Raw genomic sequence first — 21,107 nt, 5'->3', positions numbered from 1 at the left:
TCTTTGTTTAAATCTCCCTTATCTTGGCTCCTAAACTCGCCAAGTCCTTCCAGTAGTTAGGATTGCTCTTAGACACGCATTCGGCGTTCTTTACAATCCCTCCGGCTCTCAGGGCAAGGTCTCCAGCTAGCATAGCGATCCTGTGATCGTTAGGGCAAGTTATCTCCCCCCTTTTAGGCTCGCCTCCAACTATCGTTATGGTCCCAGAAGAGTAGTGAGCATCTATGCCAAAGCTTCGGAGAGTGCTAATTATCGTATTTATCCTGTCGCTCTCCTTGATTCTCAACCTCTCGCTGTCCAACATCTTTGATTCTCCAGGTATTGTTGCCATAAGCCCGGCCAAAGAGGGGGCTAGATCCGGTACGTCATTTATTGAGACGGCTAAAGGTCTCCTAACGTCAGAACCTTTGACAAACCAGGTGTCTCCCGTAACTTCGCTTACGGCTCCCGTTTGCTTTATCATGTTAACTATCTCATGGTCCCCAAAGTAACTAGGTGGAGGGTAAAGGCTACTTATTTTGATCTCTCCCCCAGTTATCAGAGCTCCTATGGCGTAGAAGGAGGCCAAAGCGTAGTCCCCCGGCACACTGCCGTGAAATTTTTTCAACTTGGAGCATTTTATCTCAATAACGTCATCCCTAATCTCCACCTTCCCTCCAACGGAGTTTATCACGTCTGCCGTCATGTGAATGTATCCTTTAGAGGAAACCGGAGGAATTACCTTGATCCTACCGTATCCTAAAATGCAATAGGCGTAAATTAATCCAGAAACGTATTGACTGCTCTCCCAACCTTCTATCTCAGTTTCCTGTTCCAGCTTCCCTTCGACCACCATAGGCAGGCTAATGGAACCGTTAGCATTAGGTTGTAAAGTTGTGAACTTTCCACCCTTTAGATATCTAAGTGAGTTCAGGGGTCTCCTCCTTAACGTCTGATCTCCATCTATCTTGATTTTCCTTCCGAGAGCTAGTAGGATGGGGATTACCATCCTCAAGGTAGTAGCGGAACCGCCTAAGAACAGTTCGTCTCTCCCGTCCTTAAGGTCATGAACTACCTTATTAGCTACCGTTACGTCGTCTGAACTGGGGATCGATTCCAGCTTAACGTCCGTAATCAAAGAGAGGAGAACGTATCTTATGGCGAAGCTTTTTGAGGGTGGAGCCTTAACCTCTCCTTCAATTCTAGATCGTTCTATCCCTATTATCAAGGTTTATCGCCCTCACTAGTTTAACTTTACCAAACTTCTCAAGCGCCTCTAAGATGGGACCTTCCTCTCCCTCCTTCGCCACGGCGAAATAAGAGGGTCCGTTTCCGGATATGCCAGAGGCCAGAGCTCCAGCCCTCAGTGAGCTCTCTATAGGCTCTGAGGAGTAACCTAGAATCGTTGCCACCGCAATCCCATTTAACTTCATCGCCTCCCATATCCTTCCTGACATAGCGATATTAAAGAACTCTAAGAAAAGGGTCCTGAAAGCCCTTAACTTACTCATGTCCACTCTAGTCTTCCCCCCTCTAGCCAAGAGAAGAACGATCATATCCTCACTGGCTCTCTGCGTCTTAATCAATTTGAACTCCTTGTTGTATGTAAAGGAGATCCCTCCATACCATGACGAGACCGCATCGTCGAACGCCCCCGTATATGAGACTCCAGCCTTAAGAGAGAGGATGGCAGAAAGCTTAGTAACGTCTACCTTCAAGGAGAACTTCTGAGCTATCTCACCTATCAAGGCGGTAGAGAGGGCGCTGCTGCTCTTCAATCCTGAGCCAATTGGGATTTCGGACTCTATCTCAACGCGAAGGTCTGGTACGTTTAGGCTCGCAAAGTAGTCGAGTATCTCATTAACCAACTTATCGTCGGAGTTTCTTTTACCTTCCCATACTCTTACCTTCACCTTCATGTCGATAGCCATCGAAGAGCCATACCATGAGGGCAGAGCGTTAATTATCGAGACGCCTCCGTACGCTTGCATTCCTCCATATACCTCCTCCATCTGTTTTCCACTATCTCAGCCTCTTTGCTCTCCAGTTTAACCGGAGGTATAAAGCCTGACCTTAGTGAATGGTCCGCTAAAGTTATTGCAACCATCGATTCCGCTACGGACACACCTCTTATTGCTACCGCAGGGTCATGTCTTCCTATCACTGAGATCTCAGCCGGTTCCCCCGTCATGAGGTTCACAGTTCCTTGCGGTTTCCTTATAGAGCTAGTGGGTTTGAACGAACATCTCAAAACTATGTCCTCGCCGGTGGTTATCCCGCCTAATATACCTCCAGACTTGTTATCTCTCCATCCTAGCTTCTCGCCTCTCTTTACGATCGCGTCGTTAGCCTCGCTCCCCTTCATCTTAGCAGCGTTGAAACCCAGACCGTACTCGAACCCGGTTACAGCTGGAATGGAGAGTAAAGCCTTAGCTAAATCGGCCTTGATTTTGTCGAAAACGGGTTCCCCCATTCCGGCAGGAGGATTCCTCACAACTATCTCGGCTACCCCTCCTAAGCTATCCCCCTCTACTGTAGCCTGTTTAACCAATTCCTCAAATTTTAACTCTGTGTCTTGATCTGACGCCCTAACGGGACTGTACTTCGAGCAAAGGATACTTAAGAAATCAGCTGGAGGGGAGTCGACTAGACCCAGACTCTTAAGGCGTCCAGCTATCCACGTGTCGTGATACATAAGCAGTTTCTTGGCTAAAGCCCCGGCTGCTACCCGTCCTACCGTTTCCCTAGCGCTTGATCTACCCCCACCTCTGTAGTCCCAGTTCTCGTAACCGTACCTCATAATGAAAGGAAGGTCCGCATGCCCTGGTCTAGGCTTAATCTTAACCTCTTCATAAAATGAGGAAATTACGTCAGTGTTCTTAACAATTATCGCTATAGGAGAACCGGTAGTTCTACCGTTGTATACACCGCTTAAGATCTCTGGGATGTCCCTCTCTCTCCTTCCGGAGACGTAAAGTCGACCTGGCCTTCTAAAGGACAACTCGAACTCTATATCCTCTTGAGATAGTCTGAGCCCCGCTGGGACACCATCTATGATGACGCCCACAGCCTGCCCGTGACTCTCACCGAACGTCGTTATGGTAAAGATCTTACCGAAAGAGTTACCCGGCAATAGTTCTCACCACCTCTGAGTCCTCTAAAGATTTTCCAAACCATATCTTTTCAGCCTCCATTGCCTGTCTCACTAATATCTCAAGTCCGTCGATGACCTTCATCCCTAACTCACGCGCTCTCCTTAAGAATGGACTCTCTTTGTCGTAGACGAACTCCACTACTAGTTTGCCTTTTACACAGTCCATAGGAACTGCACTAGGATCAGGTATTGTGTTAACTAGGATTTCATAATCCGCATTGCAACCTGTAGTGAATCTCGCATTGATTCCATGTTCAGATAGTTTAGACACCAGTTCCTCTCCTCTCTCTCTAGTCCTGTTAACTATCAATATCTTATATCCAAGGTCTCCTAGTGCGAACGCCGCAGCTCTGGAGGCCCCTCCAGCTCCTAAAATGAGGGCAGATCCGCCTGAGTTAAATTTCGACGACACTAGGCTCTTTATCGCAAGGTAGTCCGTGTTATAGCCTCTTCTCTCATGAACGGTATTGACAGCGCCGATCCTCTCGGCCTCAGAGGTGAGATCGTCCAGGTGACTTATCACTCTCTCCTTGTACGGTATGGTAACATTTATGCCATAGGTCAGTTCAAGTAAGCCTTTGATTGTTTTGTCAAACCGGGAACTGGGTACATCGAAAACGACGTAGATCGCATTAACTCCCATCTTGCTGAAGCTGAAGTTGTGTATCCTCGGGGAGAGGGAGTAGCTTATCTTCTCTCCGAGGACTCCCAGTAGCTTAGTTTTTGCCCCTATCTCCCTGCAATCCAGCTCAGTTCCCTCCTAGGCACTGTTTCGAGAAACTAACGAGGGTATCGTTAGGCACACTAACGCTCCTCCAATTGCCTATCCTAGTTGGGAAAGGCATCAACGTCTCCTCCCCCCTCCTCTTCTTATCCATTAGCATCGACTTCAAGGCACGCTCCACCTCTACCTTAGCGTTCAATTGATCCATTGAGATAGGTAGACCGTACAACTGCAATAACCATAACACGTCCTCTACAACTCCTTCCTCAGCGTATCCCATCTCTTCAGCTATCTTTGCCTCGCATACCATCCCAACAGATATCGCTAAACCGTGAGGTACCTTAAAGTCTGAACCGGCCTCTATTGCGTGCCCGATCGTATGACCGAAGTTAAGAACTATCCTCACTCCCTTAGTTTCCCTCTCGTCCTCTGAGACGACGAAAAGTTTATCCTTAACTGAGGAGTAAATGACCTTCTCCAACACGTCTTGGTTCCTCTTCATTATGGAGTCGTGGTTTAAGGAGAGGAAATCGTATAGTTCCTTATCTAGAACAAGAGCATATTTGATAACCTCAGCCATCCCTCTTCTAAACTCTTCCACAGGTAAGGTGTCGAGAAAAGATAAGTCCTCCACTATCATGAAAGGTTGATAAAAAGTTCCTATCATGTTCTTAGCCAGCCTGTAGTTTACTCCGTTTTTGCCTCCTATGGCAGCGTCAACCATTCCTAACAGCGTAGTGGGTACGTTTATCAAGTTCAACCCTCTCATGAATATTGAGGCTGAGAACCCCGTCACATCTAGGACTGTTCCACCTCCCATAGCTATCAAGTAGTCTCCTCTAGTGAAGCCAGAGCTCAGAAGCTCATCAACAATTCTCATAGCCACGCTAATGTCCTTTCCCCTTTCACCGTCTTCGATCTCTATGTCTAGATCTGCCTTCAATTGGGTTCTTAACGTCCTGGGATGAACAATGCCCTTCTTCCCTTGAAGGGAGTCCAGCTCTCCTAGTACCTCCCTTCCTATTTTAACTCTCACTTCAGAGCAACATATCTTCTCAGAAAAGTCTATCATGCGGACCTACCTAGGACAGAAGCTAAACCCCTCACCCTTTCCATGAGCAGACTGAACGACTCAGGGGTCAACTGTTGCTCGGAGTCGCTCAACGCAACTTCCGGTTTCGGATGCACCTCTATTAATAGCATGTCTGCGCCTGCTGCAACTGAAGCTAAGGCTAGAGAATGAACTAGTTCTCTCTTACCTGCAGGGTGGCTAGGATCGGCGCAGAAAGGGAGGTGAGTCATTAACTTCCCCGCCACCATTCCCCCTATGTCCAACGTGAACCTAGTCGACTTCTCAAAGGTCCTGATACCCCTCTCACATAGTACCACGTTCCCGTTTCCCTCCATCAGTATGTACTCCGCAGATTGTATCAGCTCCTCTACCGTGTTTCCCAAACCTCTCTTCAAGAGCACGGGCTTACCCAGTTTACCCATCTCTCTCAATAATGTAAAGTTCTGGGAGTTCCTAGCTCCGATTTGAACCATATCTACGTATCTAGCAAAGGCGTCCCTGTCTCTAGCGTCCAGGATTTCAGAAACAACAGGGAGGCCGGTCTGTTCTGATGCCTTTTTAAGTATTTTTAGTCCCTCTTCTCCAAGTCCTTGGAATGAGTAAGGGCTAGTCCTGGGTTTGTAAGCACCTCCTCTCAATAGAGAGGCTCCAGCCTTCTTAACCTCCCTGGCTACAGTCTCAGTCTGCTCCTCCGATTCTACAGCACACGGTCCGGCTGCAACTACGACTTTTTTCCCTCCTATTTCAACTTTACCAACGTTTACCTTGGTGGGATCCTTCTTCCATTCGTTCCCGGCTAGCACATAGGACCTCTTCGTCTTCACAACGATCTCTATTGAGGGGTCACGTATGTTCTCAACTTCTGAGTCTGGCCACGCTAGTGCCAGGTTCTTCCCATAGAGGTTTAAGAACTTATATGATGCTGAAGTGGAGCTTAGCTTCTCCTTTAAGGTTGATCCATCTCCATTTAGTACGAAAAGGATCATTTCTTCTCCTTTTCAAGAGTAGAGTAAAGAGTATTTAACTCTCCAAGTCCCACTTTCCTCGCTAATCTAGCGTAAGGGTTTGAGCTTTGAATCTCCTTAACTACTCGATCTAGATCCCTTACTCTGTTTATTATCTTGAAGATTTCTTTAAAATTAGTAGTTTGAAATTGAGTGTAGTCTACCGCCAGTTCCTTGGATAACGCATCCAGGCTGGAGGATAGACCTAACATAAAGAAGTGAGGGAGGACTTGTATAACGGCCATTAGTTTCTCGTGCGTTTCCACATCTGTAGTCAACACCGTTAACCCAACACCCCTCCAGAACTCAGAGATCTCCTCCATATCTCCTGACGTACTTGAACGGATGAGAACTATCTTCTCCCCTACAGGGTTGAGATAGGGTCCAAAAAGAGGATGAGTGGAGACGAACCTGAAACCTATCTCCTCGGACGTTTTCTCCAATCTTGAAAAAGACGAGGCCTTACTTGAAAGGATATCCATAACTATCTTACCTTTAGCGAGATAAAGGAACCTGCTAGTCTCGTACGATAGAATACCCTCAAGAGGCAACGCCAGGATGATTATCTCCCCCCATTGTAGCGCCTGGGAGATGGGCATGTAGGCCAGGTTGAACTCTTTAGCCAACTTCTCAGACTTCTCCAGGTTCCTTCCAGTTATCACGACCTCATGTTTAGCTAGCTTAAAAAGAGAAGCCAATGATCTAGACATTCCCCCGTAGCCAACTAGTACTACCCTCCTCTTTTCAGATGGGTTCAACTCCCTCATTTTTGAGACTGAAAATATCGTGTTCAGTAAGTTATCAGCTAACGTCTCAGGTATCCCATAATGGGCAGCCAATTTCCTCCATCTGTTTCTCACTTCTTCCTCTCTCGCCTCGTCAGTTAGTGGTAGCCCTTGAGTTCTCTTTAATCGACCTATCTGGCTAGCTAACTCTAGTCTCCTAAAAAATAACTTAAACAACTCCTCGTCAATTTGGTTAATCTCAGCTCTGAGTCTATCTATCTCGTTCATTTACTTGATCAACTCTAACGCTGAATTAATAACGTTCCTTGAGGTTATACCATAATAATCTAAGAGTTCCCTTTGACTTCTAGCTGATCTTCCATAAGTGGTTGCTCCTACAAACCTCATCGGAACGGGATAAGTTTTGACAACTACCTCGGCCACGGCCGATCCAACTCCTCCAATAACGCTATGTTCCTCTATTGTGACTATCCTTCCAGTCTTCCTGGCGAAATACTCAATCGTCGAGTGATCTATTGGTTTTATCGTTGGCAGGTTTATTACCGCTGTGCTTATACCCATTTTCTCCAACTCCTCAGCTGCCTTGAGAGCGTCCCACAGGACAACGCCAGCTCCGATTATCGCCAAGTCGTCTCCGTCCTTTAGGACGTAGGCCTTACCGATTTCAAACTTGTAGTCTAGAGTTGAGGTGATAGGTGGCGAGTAGTCTCTACCCATTCTATAATAGAGAGGTCCTCTATCGTTTATCACCTCAGGTAAGCTCCTCTCTACCTCAGCTGCGTCAGCGGGTACAACAACTTTAAAGTTAGGTATGGTTCGCATGAGCGCGATGTCTTCGAGCGCTTGATGACTTGAGCCGTCACCGCTATCGCTATATCCAGAGTGAGTGACGCAAACCTTTACGTTAAGGTTCATTCTGCCTATGCTGTTCCTCATCTGCTCCCACGCTCTCATTAAGAACATAGCGAACCCAACTACTACCGGTTTTTTCCCAACAGCTGATAGTCCAGCACCGAAGTTAACCATGTCCTGCTCTGATATGCCAACGTTGAAGTACCTCTCGGGAATCTTCTCCTTAAAGTAGGAGGCTCTAGACGAGTCCCCGACGTCTGCAGTTATTACGATGATGTCCTTGTCGGCCTCCCCTAGTTTGACTAGGGTCCTTCCGAAGGCCTCACGAATTGAGGAGAAATTGCCTTGCAACATCAGGAACAGTCCTCTGTCTCTTTGTGTTTTCGATGGGAGTGAATCCCTTCCCTCTTCTCGTTTCTGCGAATATAACTGCAGGTCTCTTGCTCTTTAACGCCTCATCGATGGTTGATATTACGCTAGCTATGTCATGGCCATCGCAATTGAACACCCTCCATCCTACGGCCCTCCAAACCTCTGGCAAGAACTCCTTAGGTTTCACGTCCTTCGTCGCTTCGTCCAGCTGAAATCCGTTCATCTCTATTATCGCAACGAGGTTATCTAGATTCCTAGCTATCGCATGTGTCATAGCCTCCCAGATCTCACCTTCATCCTGTTCTCCATCTCCCATGATTACGAAGACCCTCCCGGCTCCCTTAGACATCTTTATGCCTGTGGCCACTCCTATACCGAAGCTCAGTCCTTGACCTAGACTCCCAGTCGACATATCAACACCCGGTATGAAGGTCTCTGGATGGCCTTGAAGTAAACCAGATATGTCCTGGATCTTCCATAACTCCTCCTCCTTTATTAGGCCTTTCTCATGAAGCACCGCGTAGAGAGCTGGCGCCGCATGCCCCTTACTTAGTATGAGCCAATCTCTATTTATAGGGTCGCTCGAGTCTCTTAAAACCTTGAACTCTAGTGCGGTTAAGATCTCTACGCTGCTCAGGGACGAACCTACATGTATTGACTGGTCATAAAATTGCATTTTTATTACGTTTTTCCTAGCCCTATCTGCCGTCCCCTTGAGCTTATTTAATTCATCTACTGATATTGGAATTCCATCACGCCCACCTTTTTCCATTGGTGCAACAACAAACCCCCACTCAAATGTATAACACCCTTTTTTAAGTCTTTATCATCAATGGTCTTCAGATAGAGAGAAACTGATTAGAGTTAATAGTTTGGCCTATCAATCTCTTACGGGGACCACATCTGAGTAACTTCGAGATGTTCACTAGACAACTCCTGGTTCTAGGTCCTGAGCTTCAGGAAAGGATCTTCTCATTGAACGTCCTTGTAGCAGGTTGCGGAGCTTTAGGAACTGCAACTCTCGAGATGCTAACTAGGTTAGGAGTTGGAAAGATTACCGTAATAGACGCTGATATAGTGGAGGTTTCAAACATTCATAGAACTCATTTCTTTAAGAGGGAGGACGTAGGGAAGCCAAAGGCTGAGGTTTGCGTTAGGCGAGCGAGAGAGATAGGGAGTGGAACTCAATTGGAGGCGATACTCGATATAGTAGATGAAACCAACGCTGAGTCTCTAGTTAAGGGTAAAGACTTCGTTTTCGATGCCCTAGACAGCGTTAACTCTAGGCTCATTCTGAACGACGCTTGCGTTAAGAACGGTGTACCACTCATATATGGAGGTATTTCTGGAGAGTACGGTAGCGCGATGTATGTAAGCGAAGACGGTCCGTGTCTATCCTGTTTCATGACACCTATGGAACAGGTAGATTCTTGTGAAACTATTGGGACCACTGTAACTACGGTGACCCTCGTAGCTAGCCTTCAAGTCCAAATGATGGTAAACGCTTTAAGGGGTGAGATCCCAAAGGGACTTTATTATGTAGACGGCAGGGGCCTCTCTCTCCAGGCTTTAGACATAAAGAAAAACTCATTGTGTGAAGCCTGTTCTCTTCACGAATTTAGATATTTAAAAGGCATAAAAACCAATTGTGGTTTAATCAGAGTCAAATTTGAACCACCTTCTCTCGAGAGACCTTTCGTGACTAGAACTTCAGATGGTCTAATCATATGTCATGAAAATTGTTTTAAGAAATTGGGTCGAGAATGAAGAGTCATGGAAAAAAAATTACTGATAGGGACGCTGATTCCTCCTATAGTCATTGTACTCTATTCTCTCTACTTTCACTTGAACTTTGTTAGCGTGATGAGAAACATAGATCCTAAGCTCCTCATCTTGTTCATTTCAACTTACTTGGCGCAGATCGCAGTTCTCGCTTTGAGAGACAGTAGAATAGCTCAAGTTTCATACTTCACTGCGTTCAAAGCTAGACTTCTTGGTAACTCAGTTGGGCTAGTTATACCAGGATGGGCAGGCCAAGACCTGGCTAGAGCAAGTGTTTACTCTAGGTATAACCGAGATATAGTGAAGTCCTTTGCTCTCTCCCTAAACGAGGCCATGTATGATGTAGTTATAGGCTCCCTTCTTTTCCTAGCCTTGGTGGGCATCAAAGCTTCACCCATCGATCTCATTTACATTCTTACAGCTTTGGGAAACGTGGTAGGGTGGACCTTAGGTACGGGATATGTGATATTTACATCAAGGAGAGTGATAAGGGCGGAGGAGAAGTTAGTCAACTTTTTAAAACTAAAAAATTACTATTTTCTCCTTCAAAAGGGGAAGGAGAAAGTTAGAGAAGCCACCACGTGGGAATCGATCTTCATTAACTCAGCTCTGACCGTTTTAGGATACTTAATTCAGTCAGTCGCGTTTTACTACGTAGTCCCTTCATTCGCTTTCGACGTCCTTATAAACATGACCTATTTTGCAGCTTCGCTGATTCCGGTTCCAGCCAGTTCAGGTTTCGCCGAGTTAGGGTTATCCATCTATTTCCACCCTAATTTAGTGGTAGCAATAAGGATACTGGAACTCATAAACTACTCTTTGGGCTTTATCTTTATAAGGGAAATAAGCCTTAATCATCTTAAAAGCCAGTTTAACGAGATTAGAAGCTATGGAAAACTTTCTGAGAGACCCGGCACCTGAAGCCGCCTCAAAGCTTCTTTCGCAAATTTATACAAGAAGGGAGATTTGCGTATCTGGCCCATATGACCCAGATTTCACTATATTTGCAGGCCTTATTGCAAAATATTTCAAAGGAGATATGGGCTTCAGCTTCTCTTCCGAATGCGAGGTTAGAGCTGAGAAGAGGGAGTCAGGGAACTTCTTGGTGATTGACGGATCTGAAACGTATCTAGGAAACTCATCTTTCTCTTCTCTCCACCCTTTAACATCAGAAGATTTGGTACCTATTTTAGCTGGTATATCCTCTGACGCTTTGCTTTATAGGAGAGGGCTAACGAATTGGGAGGAGAATCTCCTACTTAAGGCTGAGGAACTTGGAGTCTCTTCAGAGAGGACCCTAAACGTTCCAGGTTATCACGAGATTCCATTATTTCTCTCCCTCACGTATTCAGTTAATCTTTCCATCCCTGACATAACAGGAAACAGGGAGAACTCCCTCAAATTAGTAAATGAGCTAGGAGGGAATGAGTTCACTAAGCTATCCGAGTTAGACGAATCCCAGCTCAACAGTTTAATCTTTAGATTAATATCATTAATTTCAAAATTTAACCCAAAAATCAGTAGGGAGGATCTCATAACCCCAAGGTATCTGTATCATAGTTATGACTCACTGGAGCTTGGCCTAGTTTCTGTTTACGTCCTTGATAGGAGAGGTTATCAAGCTCTATTTGACTTAACCTTAAATCATTCTCTTTACGGAGTGATGATAGCTAGCTTCAGAGAAGTTTTAGGAAGGGGCTTTTCATTCGAGGTTAAAGAGGAGGCGGATAAATACGTAGTTAACTCACAATTGGAATCACCCTTATTGGCTTATTTAGCACTTAAACAACAGGGTAAGATAAGGGGTAGAAAACCGGTTTACGTTGTGAACGGAGATAAAGTTTTTACATCTAGGTTCTTTAAAGTTGGAGGAAACGATGTACGTGAAGGTTAGGTTAGAACTGGTAACGCCTTTCTCAAAGGAGATGGTCGATTCTTTGAAGGCGGATAATATAGACCTTCCACACGGAATGAAGATAGAGATGCGTAATTTAGAGGGAAAAGTTGAGGTCTGCGTTGAGGTTGAGTTAGTTGATCCAAAGTCCGTCCTCACTCTAAGGAACACTGTAGATGAGATCTTGGAACATATAGAGCTCGTTGATAACGTCTTAAAGCGAAGCACATGAGGGAATTCGAAGTAATAACGTGTAATAATTGTTATTCTTAATGCATTAGAGTAGCGATAACAAATAGTTAGAAATGAGTTGTTTAAGGTAATTTAGTAAAAACTATTCATTGAAACTTCTCTTTCATATAGGAAATCCGAAAGTCTCACACGTTATTAAAGAATTTTGGAATTAAAATTAGATGAATTAGTACCGATCTTGCGATAATTTCGAACCAATATTTTACGTAAAATCTGCATGAACAAATAAATAATATCTTGTACAATCGTGATTTTGCGATCCTATTGATTATAGTAAACAAGTACTTGCCTATACCTAAACAAACCGAGTCTGAATTTTGGACCGTAGATAGAGTTGAGCATATCAGAAAGCTTTCAATGTCAGCGGAACCCTTTGAGATCTTTAAAAGCAGGAGAGATAGCTTAAGGATCCTAGACAGAGTGGAGTTCAAGATAGCGGAATCGAAAGTGGTTAAGAACCCATCAGCTAGCACTGGTCTATCCTTCTCAGGAATTGACATGACTTCCCCACTGTACCTTGGGGATATGTCCTACGGGGCTTTGAGCGGAAACCCCAACGTTGCTATAGCAGAGGCAGCCGATATTACAGGGACTTTAGCTGGAACGGGAGAAGGAGGGCTTCACCCAGACGTCGCTAAGCATAAGAGAATTTTTGTTCAATGGGCCTCGGCTAGGTTCGGCGTGGACGTAGACGTGCTCAATGCGGGTCTCGGTGTTGTTATAAAAATAGGACAGGGAGCTAAACCAGGTATTGGTGGTCACCTTCCTGGAAGTAAAGTTACTGAACCAATCTCGAAGACGAGACGTATACCAGTGGGTATGGACGCCATTTCCCCAGCACCCCATCACGACATATACTCTATCGAAGACTTAGGTCAGAGAATAGAGGCCTTAAAGGAACTTACAGGAAAACCTGTCTTCGTCAAGGTTGCAGCAACTAACTACATTCCCTACGTTGTGTCTGGTATCGCAAGGATGAAGGCTGATGGGGTTATCATAGATGGTCATGGAGCGGGAACTGGGGCCACACCTTCCGTGATAAGGGATAACGTTGGCATTCCAATAGAGCTGGCAGTTGCTTCGGCCGACTCTGTTCTGAGGAGGGAAGGTCTTAGACAAAACTTCACAATAATAGCAGCTGGTAGAGTAGCTGACTCGACGGATGCGGCTAAACTTATCGCCCTTGGGGCGGATATAGTTAGTGTTGGAACTGGAGCTCTAATAGCGATGGGATGCGTTATGGTTCACAAGTGCCACATAGGATCGTGTCCGACAGCCCTAACCAACAAGATCGATGGAACAAGGTATATGGACTTAGAGTTCGGTACCAAGATGTTAGTTAACTTCGTAAGGGGATTCTCTTTAGAGCTATCAAACATTTTGGACAATCTAAATCTATCAACTATATCAGAGTTGAGGGGGAGGAGAGACCTCCTTTACGGCTACGGCCTATCTAGGGACGCCTTGGAGATATTAGGAATAAGAGGGGAGGTGGAAGAGTTGAATCCTAAAATTGGCGAACTCTGGACTAAGAGAAGGAAAAACGCTTTGCATGACCTGATAAATAAGGGTGAGCCCTCGATAACTAGCATGGGAAGCACGGCTCCGCCAGATGTGGAGAAGCCAGCTAGGATACTGGATTGGTTGAGATCAGACGGAGCCCAAGTGACTCGACCTTCAATAGATCCATACAGGGAGGACATAGATACGAGTTTCCTTCTTAAGGGTGGAGATATTTACATCTCCCTTCCTATGATGTTTGACGTTAACGGAGCAAATCAAGAGTTCACTAACGCTATAGCGTGGGCCTCTTTAGCCTTAGGAACTTTAGTCTTCACTACTAACGCCATCCCTTCCTTTGAGGAGATCTCCCTCTCCTCTGATGGTAAGGGGGTAGCGAGCTGGTCAAACAAATATCAGCCGGACAGTTACATCATTCTCGAAGATATGAACGAATTAGAGGAGTTAGCTAATGAGGGAGAGGTTCCAGGCTTCATATTGGATGAAGACGTAATAGGGGAAGACCTGGAGCTTATAGTATCTGAGGCTGATAGGAGACTCAAGGACGCGGGAGTGAGAAACAGATACGACTTGTTGGCGAAATCCTCAAAGCTGAGAGACTCCTCCGACGTATTCAAGCTAATTGCTTTGGGTTCTGATACTGTCATAATGCCTTATAGTATACTTGAGGTAGCTATAGGGGAGGGGAGCAAGGGTAACTTAAAGGAGAGAGCTTTCAACCTAATAGCTGGAATGAGGAAGGAGATAGCGTTGTTAGCAGGATCTGCAGGGATTTACAGCATACAATCTAGCCTAACAGGAAACAGGGAGCTACTAAGGGCTGTAAATCTCAACTCTTATGTAGCCAGAAAGATCGGAGTGAGGCAGGCTGGTTCCCTATGATCTCTCCTTCGGGTTGTGGAGTGTTTGGAATCCTAAGGAAAAGTCATGCGCAGAAGATCTCCGGAGATCAGGTAGTTAAAGCTATAGACATAGTAAGCTATAGGGGGAGCGACAAGGGAGCGGGGTTTGCGGTATTCAATAGGGAGGAGGGGAACTACTATTACCTGAAGGCGTTCTTCTTGGGCGACCCCTCTAAAATGAGGAGAGTTATGGAGAACGTGGGACTTCAGATATTAGATGAAACCTTTGAGGCTCAAGACGGTGGGGTTTGTAGTTGTAATTATAAGGTTTCGATAGGAAACGTGGCGCAACTTAGGAGGGCAGTTAGAAACCTTAATGACATGTTGTGGCCAGAGAAGAGAGGAAGGATATATAGCATGGGAAGGTCTCTAAACATTTTCAAAGGGGTGGGGTATCCCAAGGACATATCTAAGATCTACGATGTAGGGAGATATCAAGGTGACATGTGGCTGGCCCACACCAGACAACCTACAAACTCTCCTGGTAGTAATCCTTATTGGTCTCACCCATTTTCATCCTTTGACGTTGCGATAGTTCACAACGGAGACGTGAGCTCGTTCGGTGCTAACTTAGAATACCTTCAGTCCCGGGGCTGGAGCGGATTCGTAGGAACGGATAGTGAGGTGATGGCCTTTCTCTTCGAGGAGCTGATTAACGAAGGGTTGTCAGTTGAGGAGGTATCTAAGATTTTGGTCAATCCGTCCAGGAGAACTAGCATTATTTCTCCACACTATGACTACCTATATAGAAACGCTAGGCTTGACGGACCGTTTACGGCGGTGATAGGTTACGATTCTGGAGACGACCTTTATTTGATCGGTTTGGCCGATAGGTCAAAGTTTAGACCTGTACTTATAGGAGAGGACGAAGGATATTACTATATTGCCAGCGAGGAAAGTCAGATAAGGTTAATTAATCCAGGAGCGAAGGTTTGGACTCTTAGCCCAGGATCTTACTTCATCGCCTCATTAAAGAGAGGGATAATTAGCTACGGAAGAGAAAGAGAGGAGATAATTAGTTTCTCCCAACCGTCCTTTAGGACGGAAAACTACGATATTGATGCCAGTAACGTAGGTTATAAAGATCTAAACAGGGAGATCTTAAAGGTCGGTAAAAAAGAGGTAAAGGTAATCAACGTCATGGGACACAGGTTCATAGGTATGACCTTCCCAAGGGCAGGTTTGAAAGTTGAACTCTACGGTGTAGTTGGTAACGCAATGGCTAACCTAAATGAGAACAACGAGTTCTACGTTTACGGGAACGTGGCGGACGACTGTTGTGACACCATGCATGGAGGTAAGGTAGTTATCTTTGGAGACGCTAGGGACGTATTAGCTCAAACGCTCCAAGGTGGAAAGGTCTTCGTGTCAGGAAACGCTGGTAATAGAGTAGGGATACAAATGAGGGAATACGCTAATATGAGACCTTACCTAATCATAGGGGGAAGGGTAGACGACTATCTAGGAGAGTATATGGCGGGTGGTGTCATAGTTGTCTTGGGTTTGAACCATAAAGGAGAGAAAGTTGGCAACTTCGTGGGAACAGGTATGGTGGGAGGAAGGATATTCATTAGGGGTAGAGTAGATCCAGGGAGGATAGGTGTTCAACCTAGTAAGGTGGAAATAACTAGATTGCTGAAGGCGTTAAAGATGGAGGGTCTCATTAATGAAGTGGACCCTTCCTTGTCCTATATTGATTTAATGAAGGGTCTGTCCGGCGACGCTAGGAAATTTGCTAAAAAGCTTTTTGAAGAGAAAGTAGGTATACCCACATATGACTATAGAGAGCTGACCGAAGAGGAAATAAAGGAGTTACTGCCCGTCATGAGAGAATACGATAACGACCTACGGACCAACGTTAAGGAACTTCTAGGTGAGAAGTTTACCGTTATAACGCCATCAAAATCTTAAGACTGGACATGATTTCCCGCATCACCGCAACCCTTTTAAGTAAAAGGTTTTCACTTAATTATGCGGCCGTAGTCTAGCCTGGATTAGGACGCTGGCCTTCCAAGCCAGAAGTCCCGGGTTCAAATCCCGGCGGTCGCACCTCCTCTATATGTAATGCTACAGTGAGGAAACAAAAAGGATAATAAAAGATCTAAACGCTTAAAGCTTATTGAGTGATGATTGAGATATGCCTCAAACATTCAACCTGGATTTAAGAGGAAAATCATGTGATGAGTTTATGGTTGAGATATCAAAGGTTCTCGTAGCTATGAAACCAGGCGATGTACTATCTCTGGTAGCAGATTCAGACAGGATACTATGTACACACCAACTATTAAAGAACGCACCTAGATATCTGTTTAAGGGAGACGTAGTGAACGATCACGCTGAAATAACAATAAGGAGAGTGAGATAATTCAATTATCCTTTGCATATAGAACCTTCCTTAATGGTTGCGTTAACTCCCGTTCCTTTAAGCCAACTAACTATATATCTACCGTATTTCGGATCTATTCCTAACTCAGCCATTTTAATGCAGCCCTCCTCATTAATCTTATAATTTATTACATCCGTTAGACTCTCCAAGAGCTGGGATAGAGCTGATATAGAATCTATGTCAGACACTATTGTATCTACATCGTTAAGTAGATTCAATAGCGAAAAGCTTCTTTTAATTACCTCGCAGGAGGGTATATTTTCCTTCATTGCCCTTGAAAGTTCCTCTAAGGTTTTGATATAGTCCTTGACCTCAGGAAGAGCTATTTTATATAATTCTTCCTTTTTATTTGCTAAATATAGTATATATTTGTTTAATAGGTTTACGCTCTCCTTTGAGACGTTGATAGAACTCTGAAGTTTATCTAAGGAGAATTGCTCTATCAGTAACTGATTTACTTTCCTTGATAACTTGATCTTCTCGTCGCTGAACGAACTCATCCTCAATTCCCTGAGAAGATCAGCTTGTATGGATAGGCATTCCTCTATTCTCCCTATTACCGTTTTGTCTCCTAAAACCAAAGTTAACTTATCCAAAGAGGAAAAGTCAGTTATTATAACCCTGCTATAGTTTCCACCAATGACGGCCTCCAACCCTTCTAACATTTGGTTCACCTTATTTGTTACTAGGAAGGTATTTCTATCTATCGTGATTAAAATTTTTGTAATTATATTTATATCTGTGTCACTTATCTTTAGTTGGGGAGGAATTTGAAGTTCTTCCATATTTATTCCATATTTTCTCAGATTGGAAACTTTTGAGTTGTAGTCAATAATTATCTTAAAAATGGTGTCATTAATTGTTTTATCTAACGACTCGGATACCTCTAGGTACTCCCTTCTCCTCTCGTTTAGGCATGAGTTATCAGTGCACTCGCTTATTTTATTAGATTGTTCCTTAAGGCTTTGTTCACAAAGATCTAAGGCTTTGACAAGGTCCTGGGGTAAGCTAGCCGAACCGGTTTTAATAGAGTTTACAAGTCTGAGCTTTAGATCTATTGCGTTAAGAATCTCGTTTTTTTCCTTTTGAAAAACGCTCTTACCTTGAGAGACGGAGGAGATTAGATTAACCCCCGTTGGGATCGCATTGACTATTGCTGCTAGACCAGTCGGGAAGATAGCGTTTTCAGACGTGAAGCCTTCTCCTGTGACCAGAGCTACGCCAACGTAAAGAGGAATTAACCCCGAGATGCTCAATGGTCCGTTTTGCGAAAACAGAAGAGCAGACGCGAGGAACAGAAGAAATCCTATAATATAAAAAATTACAAAAGTGTAATTTAAAGAAGACGAGTTGAGAACCCTATCAATTGGGATGTATAGGACAGGTAAAGCCGCAACTAAGTTACTCCTGATATCTCTCCCCTTTTCAGCTAATCCAACTCCTAAGAAGAGAAAAGAGATTGAAGGCCCAACCAACGATTCAGATGTCACAAAGCCTTGGAGTGAGGTAAACTTAGCCTCAATTGCGATTGGAATGATGACCAGCAGGATTAACATTGAAATGAAGTCTTCTACGCTCTTGATAGAAATCATCTGTGCCCTTCCTAAAATTAGACTACCAAAACTGTAACTGGTCACGTAAAGTAGAGTTAGAGCTGGAGCCAGTACGTATGGTAACAACGCAGAGAGAACTATTACTACGCCTTCTCCAAAGAAAAAGTATTGCGTAACGTTTAAATAGCTAGATATTGAATAAAATAGAAGTGCGTTTAATATAGTTACGCTTACCCTTTCTACGAATTCATTAAACGTGATCGAGCTTAACCCAAGTACCCTTAACATAAGCTTCTCTACAAGACTATATTATAAAATTATATTTTAATAAAGATTTCCTTTTATATGCTAGGTTCAAATATTCTGTTTTTTTATAAATTCTAAAAGTTATATATTTCCTAATTGTAACCAATCTCATGAGAGTAGGTCTAAGTAAGAAAGAAATAAAAGTGATTAGCAATTAAGTATTGCTATGAGTTCTTCCATATCTTTCAAAAAATTTGAGTTGCCACCTCTTCCCTACAAGTTAGACGCATTAGAACCATATATTAGTAAGGACATTATAGACGTACATTACAACGGACATCATAAGGGATACGTAAACGGTATTAATACGTTCATGGACAGATTTAATAAAGTAATAAAGGGTGAAGTTCAAGCTGGCCAATACGATATACAGGGCTTAATGAGAGGTATAGTGTTTAATGTAAACGGTCACAAACTTCACGCCCTGTACTGGGACAACATGGCTCCTGCTGGCAAGGGTGGGGGTCAACCTGGAGGAGCTTTAGCGGATCTCATAGTGAAGCAATACGGTAGCTACGAAAGGTTTAAGCAAATCTTTACCGAGACCGCCAATTCGTTACCCGGCACCGGATGGACCGTTCTATATTACGATACTGAAAACGGAAACCTAGAGATTATGACTTTTGAGAATCACTTCATGAATCACATAGCTGAGCTCCCTATACTGTTGATCTTAGACGAGTTCGAACATGCGTACTACCTACAGTACAAGAACAAGAGGGCTGACTACGTTAACAACTGGTGGAACGTAGTTAACTGGGAGTACAGTGATAAAAAACTACAGAAGTACATGAAGTGAACGATTCATTTATTTTCTTCCTTTGTCCTATTATATTATGGTTTCCGCTATAATTTTAGCGGGTGGTTGGGCTACTAGGTTAAGACCTTTGAGTCTGACTAAGCCCAAGCCTCTCTTCCCAGTGCTTGGTAGGCCTATCCTTGACTACACCTTGGACTCCTTGGATAGGGCAGGGATTCAAGACATATACATTTCTTTGAGGGTGATGGCTGATAAGATTATAAAACACGTAGAGAATCAAGGGAGAAAGGTGAAGTTCGTCATTGAGGACGAACCTCTAGGCGATTTGGGACCGCTGAAGCTAATTTCGGAAACGAACAACCTAGACGACGAGGTTCTAGTAATTTATGGAGATGTGTATATGGAGGTTGACTTCAACGAGATCCTCTCTGTCTATAGAAGTATGGACTGCGAGGCTACTCTTTTATCTGCTCAAGTTAACAATCCACAAAGATATGGCGTCCTATATACCGAGGGTGATAAGCTAATTCAGATCGTTGAGAAGCCTTCTAACCCCCTCTCAAATAGTATTAACGCTGGAGTATACGTTTTTAATAAGAAACTCTTCTCTATGATAAGCGGAAAATCTATAGCTAGACATTTCCTCCCTAAATTGCTTCAAAAAGGTTGCGTCTCTGTATATAAATACAATGGAGTTTGGGCTGACATAGGTATTCCTTCAGATTACTTGAGACTTAACTTTGAACTGCTCAGGAGGAGGTACCCAAGAGGATACATATCTGAGAAGGCCTTGATAGATGAGAGAACTAATTTAACTCCGCCTTACTTTATTATGGACAACGTAAAGATAAGGAACTCCTACGTTGACTCAAACACTATCCTTCATACTGGGGTAACGGTACTGGAGGGGAGTTATATAAGTGAAAGTCTAGTCATGAACAATGCGGAGATAGGTCAGAGCTCCTTTCTTAAGAACGTGATTGTTGGTGACAACAGCAAAATAGGAAGATGGAATCACATCAGGGAGGGCAGCATATTGGGAGAGGAAGTCATAACGGGAGACGGTGTGCTTCTAAACAAGGAAACTGTAGTTTTACCTTATAAGGAAATATCAGACCCAGTTTATAAGGAGAGGAGAATCATACTATGATATTGCAAGACATGTTGAGCGAACTTTCCTATGATCTGAAGAAAAGGAAAGTGGTAAACTTATGTGTGGGAACGTCTTACACCGCAGTCCTACTTGATGATCAGAGTTTGGGAATATCTATAACCTTGACTGACGGGGAGATTCCTGAAGCGGGGGAACTTCAGGGAATGAACGCCTTTGAAGTGGCAAGTAACATTGGAAACGTGATGAGGAGAAGCGTATCGTTAGCTGTCATGAACTCAATCACTCCGAGTGAACTAAAACGAGGGGATCCGGTGGAGCTGTTCCAAGGAGGGAAAATCTGTATCTTTGGTTACTCACCGCAACAAAGAGTGGAAGGGTTTGCTGAGGTCGTCTCTTATGATTTTTCCCCTCAGGCATCTAAGGGGGCCATTCCCTTCTCCCAGTTCAGATCTGAGGTATGCGATACTGCTGTGATCTTTGGTTCGTCTTTGGTCCTAAATAACGTAGAGAAGATAGTCAATAACGTCAGGGCCAAAAACTTGATTTTAAATGGGGTCTCATCAGTTATGGCCTTGAACACTTTAAGAAGATACGGATTTACCGCTGTTGGAAAACTGGTTCCTATAGATAAAACGAGAGCCTTTAGAACTATCTGTGAGGGCGGTGACGCTCGTCAGGTTGGTAAATACTTAGAGAGAATGCACGTACTTTTAACCTGAGATAAAATAATTAAC

At 44.1% G+C, this 21,107-nt stretch carries 20 protein-coding genes and 1 tRNA gene; 11 read left to right on the top strand and 10 right to left on the bottom strand.

What is annotated here, in order from left to right:
• Window positions 1-7 precede the first annotated feature (7 nt).
• The 9 genes from MCUP_RS02115 to MCUP_RS02075 are packed head-to-tail and all read right to left on the bottom strand — an operon-like array spanning window position 8 to window position 8,675.
• Window positions 8-1,207 (bottom strand): 3-phosphoshikimate 1-carboxyvinyltransferase, encoded by a 1,200-nt coding sequence (locus tag MCUP_RS02115; RefSeq protein WP_013737018.1) that lies wholly within the window; start codon window positions 1,205-1,207, stop codon window positions 8-10.
• Window positions 1,182-1,970 (bottom strand): shikimate kinase, encoded by a 789-nt coding sequence (locus tag MCUP_RS02110; RefSeq protein WP_013737017.1) that lies wholly within the window; start codon window positions 1,968-1,970, stop codon window positions 1,182-1,184. The genes MCUP_RS02115 and MCUP_RS02110 overlap by 26 nt, the downstream gene beginning before the upstream one ends.
• A complete protein-coding gene (gene aroC, locus MCUP_RS02105; RefSeq protein ID WP_013737016.1) occupies window positions 1,943-3,112 on the bottom strand; it encodes a chorismate synthase in 1,170 nt (389 codons plus the stop codon). The genes MCUP_RS02110 and aroC overlap by 28 nt, the downstream gene beginning before the upstream one ends.
• Complete coding sequence (locus MCUP_RS02100) at window positions 3,102-3,881, bottom strand: shikimate dehydrogenase family protein (protein WP_048057391.1); 780 nt, start codon at window positions 3,879-3,881, stop codon at window positions 3,102-3,104. The genes aroC and MCUP_RS02100 overlap by 11 nt, the downstream gene beginning before the upstream one ends.
• A gap of 1 nt (window position 3,882) precedes the next feature.
• Window positions 3,883-4,929 (bottom strand): 3-dehydroquinate synthase, encoded by a 1,047-nt coding sequence (gene aroB, locus MCUP_RS02095; protein WP_013737014.1) that lies wholly within the window; start codon window positions 4,927-4,929, stop codon window positions 3,883-3,885.
• A complete protein-coding gene (aroF, locus tag MCUP_RS02090; RefSeq protein ID WP_013737013.1) occupies window positions 4,926-5,915 on the bottom strand; it encodes a 3-deoxy-7-phosphoheptulonate synthase in 990 nt (329 codons plus the stop codon). The genes aroB and aroF overlap by 4 nt, the downstream gene beginning before the upstream one ends.
• Window positions 5,912-6,946, bottom strand: a complete 1,035-nt coding sequence (locus tag MCUP_RS02085; protein WP_013737012.1) for a chorismate mutase — start codon at window positions 6,944-6,946, stop codon at window positions 5,912-5,914. The genes aroF and MCUP_RS02085 overlap by 4 nt, the downstream gene beginning before the upstream one ends.
• Entirely contained in the window at window positions 6,947-7,885 is a 939-nt protein-coding gene (locus tag MCUP_RS02080) for a transketolase family protein (protein WP_013737011.1), read from the bottom strand.
• Window positions 7,854-8,675, bottom strand: coding sequence for a transketolase (locus MCUP_RS02075; RefSeq protein WP_013737010.1), 822 nt, complete (start codon window positions 8,673-8,675; stop codon window positions 7,854-7,856). Before MCUP_RS02075 ends, MCUP_RS02080 begins: the two co-directional genes overlap by 32 nt.
• Before the next feature lie 146 nt (window positions 8,676-8,821).
• On the opposite strand from MCUP_RS02075, the gene MCUP_RS02070 reads away from it, so the two are divergent.
• The 8 genes from MCUP_RS02070 to MCUP_RS02035 all read left to right on the top strand — a co-directional run bounded on the left by MCUP_RS02070 (window position 8,822) and on the right by MCUP_RS02035 (window position 16,619).
• Window positions 8,822-9,670 carry a HesA/MoeB/ThiF family protein gene (locus MCUP_RS02070; RefSeq protein WP_013737009.1) on the top strand — a complete coding sequence of 283 codons (849 nt, stop codon included), beginning with the start codon at window positions 8,822-8,824 and terminating at the stop codon, window positions 9,668-9,670.
• Window positions 9,671-9,676: 6 nt separating this feature from the next.
• Window positions 9,677-10,606: a lysylphosphatidylglycerol synthase domain-containing protein gene (locus MCUP_RS02065; RefSeq protein ID WP_013737008.1), complete on the top strand. Its 930-nt coding sequence runs from the start codon at window positions 9,677-9,679 to the stop codon at window positions 10,604-10,606.
• Window positions 10,575-11,579, top strand: a complete 1,005-nt coding sequence (locus MCUP_RS02060; RefSeq protein ID WP_013737007.1) for an SSO0295 family DNA-binding domain-containing protein — start codon at window positions 10,575-10,577, stop codon at window positions 11,577-11,579. The genes MCUP_RS02065 and MCUP_RS02060 overlap by 32 nt, the downstream gene beginning before the upstream one ends.
• Window positions 11,563-11,811, top strand: a complete 249-nt coding sequence (locus MCUP_RS02055) for a KEOPS complex subunit Pcc1 (protein WP_013737006.1) — start codon at window positions 11,563-11,565, stop codon at window positions 11,809-11,811. The genes MCUP_RS02060 and MCUP_RS02055 overlap by 17 nt, the downstream gene beginning before the upstream one ends.
• Window positions 11,812-12,095: 284 nt before the next feature.
• Window positions 12,096-14,234, top strand: coding sequence for a glutamate synthase-related protein (locus MCUP_RS02050; RefSeq protein ID WP_013737005.1), 2,139 nt, complete (start codon window positions 12,096-12,098; stop codon window positions 14,232-14,234).
• Window positions 14,231-16,165 (top strand): class II glutamine amidotransferase, encoded by a 1,935-nt coding sequence (locus MCUP_RS02045; protein WP_013737004.1) that lies wholly within the window; start codon window positions 14,231-14,233, stop codon window positions 16,163-16,165. The genes MCUP_RS02050 and MCUP_RS02045 overlap by 4 nt, the downstream gene beginning before the upstream one ends.
• Before the next feature lie 62 nt (window positions 16,166-16,227).
• A tRNA-Gly gene (locus MCUP_RS02040) sits at window positions 16,228-16,303 on the top strand.
• Window positions 16,304-16,391: 88 nt separating this feature from the next.
• A complete protein-coding gene (locus MCUP_RS02035) occupies window positions 16,392-16,619 on the top strand; it encodes a sulfurtransferase TusA family protein (protein ID WP_013737003.1) in 228 nt (75 codons plus the stop codon).
• Window positions 16,620-16,624: 5 nt separating this feature from the next.
• On the opposite strand, the gene MCUP_RS02030 is transcribed toward MCUP_RS02035, so the two are convergent.
• Complete coding sequence (locus MCUP_RS02030) at window positions 16,625-18,481, bottom strand: hypothetical protein (RefSeq protein WP_013737002.1); 1,857 nt, start codon at window positions 18,479-18,481, stop codon at window positions 16,625-16,627.
• A 184-nt stretch (window positions 18,482-18,665) separates the two neighbouring features.
• Between MCUP_RS02030 and MCUP_RS02025 the strand changes: the two genes are divergently transcribed.
• The 3 genes from MCUP_RS02025 to MCUP_RS02015 are packed head-to-tail and all read left to right on the top strand — an operon-like array spanning window position 18,666 to window position 21,092.
• Entirely contained in the window at window positions 18,666-19,298 is a 633-nt protein-coding gene (locus MCUP_RS02025; protein WP_013737001.1) for a superoxide dismutase, read from the top strand.
• Between the two features lie 37 nt (window positions 19,299-19,335).
• Window positions 19,336-20,409 carry a nucleotidyltransferase family protein gene (locus MCUP_RS02020; protein ID WP_013737000.1) on the top strand — a complete coding sequence of 358 codons (1,074 nt, stop codon included), beginning with the start codon at window positions 19,336-19,338 and terminating at the stop codon, window positions 20,407-20,409.
• Window positions 20,406-21,092 carry a Rossmann-like domain-containing protein gene (locus MCUP_RS02015; RefSeq protein ID WP_013736999.1) on the top strand — a complete coding sequence of 229 codons (687 nt, stop codon included), beginning with the start codon at window positions 20,406-20,408 and terminating at the stop codon, window positions 21,090-21,092. Before MCUP_RS02020 ends, MCUP_RS02015 begins: the two co-directional genes overlap by 4 nt.
• The last annotated feature ends 15 nt before the right edge of the window (window positions 21,093-21,107 follow it).

The sequence above is a fragment of the Metallosphaera cuprina Ar-4 genome, from assembly GCF_000204925.1.
Classification (GTDB): domain Archaea; phylum Thermoproteota; class Thermoprotei_A; order Sulfolobales; family Sulfolobaceae; genus Metallosphaera; species Metallosphaera cuprina.
This window is presented reverse-complemented; position numbering and strand designations above follow the sequence as displayed.

Bases quoted from the DNA above. Each gene is read 5' to 3' on its own strand.
- MCUP_RS02110 (WP_013737017.1), bottom strand. From the start codon at position 1,970: ATGCAAGCGTACGGAGGCGTCTCGATAATTAACGCTCTGCCCTCATGG.
- aroB (WP_013737014.1), bottom strand. From the start codon at position 4,929: ATGATAGACTTTTCTGAGAAGATATGTTGCTCTGAAGTGAGAGTTAAA.
- aroF (WP_013737013.1), bottom strand. From the start codon at position 5,915: ATGATCCTTTTCGTACTAAATGGAGATGGATCAACCTTAAAGGAGAAG.
- MCUP_RS02085 (WP_013737012.1), bottom strand. From the start codon at position 6,946: ATGAACGAGATAGATAGACTCAGAGCTGAGATTAACCAAATTGACGAG.
- MCUP_RS02080 (WP_013737011.1), bottom strand. From the start codon at position 7,885: ATGTTGCAAGGCAATTTCTCCTCAATTCGTGAGGCCTTCGGAAGGACC.
- MCUP_RS02075 (WP_013737010.1), bottom strand. From the start codon at position 8,675: ATGGAAAAAGGTGGGCGTGATGGAATTCCAATATCAGTAGATGAATTA.
- MCUP_RS02070 (WP_013737009.1), top strand. From the start codon at position 8,822: ATGTTCACTAGACAACTCCTGGTTCTAGGTCCTGAGCTTCAGGAAAGG.
- MCUP_RS02065 (WP_013737008.1), top strand. From the start codon at position 9,677: ATGGAAAAAAAATTACTGATAGGGACGCTGATTCCTCCTATAGTCATT.
- MCUP_RS02060 (WP_013737007.1), top strand. From the start codon at position 10,575: ATGGAAAACTTTCTGAGAGACCCGGCACCTGAAGCCGCCTCAAAGCTT.
- MCUP_RS02055 (WP_013737006.1), top strand. From the start codon at position 11,563: ATGTACGTGAAGGTTAGGTTAGAACTGGTAACGCCTTTCTCAAAGGAG.
- MCUP_RS02045 (WP_013737004.1), top strand. From the start codon at position 14,231: ATGATCTCTCCTTCGGGTTGTGGAGTGTTTGGAATCCTAAGGAAAAGT.
- MCUP_RS02035 (WP_013737003.1), top strand. From the start codon at position 16,392: ATGCCTCAAACATTCAACCTGGATTTAAGAGGAAAATCATGTGATGAG.
- MCUP_RS02030 (WP_013737002.1), bottom strand. From the start codon at position 18,481: ATGTTAAGGGTACTTGGGTTAAGCTCGATCACGTTTAATGAATTCGTA.
- MCUP_RS02025 (WP_013737001.1), top strand. From the start codon at position 18,666: ATGAGTTCTTCCATATCTTTCAAAAAATTTGAGTTGCCACCTCTTCCC.
- MCUP_RS02020 (WP_013737000.1), top strand. From the start codon at position 19,336: ATGGTTTCCGCTATAATTTTAGCGGGTGGTTGGGCTACTAGGTTAAGA.
- MCUP_RS02015 (WP_013736999.1), top strand. From the start codon at position 20,406: ATGATATTGCAAGACATGTTGAGCGAACTTTCCTATGATCTGAAGAAA.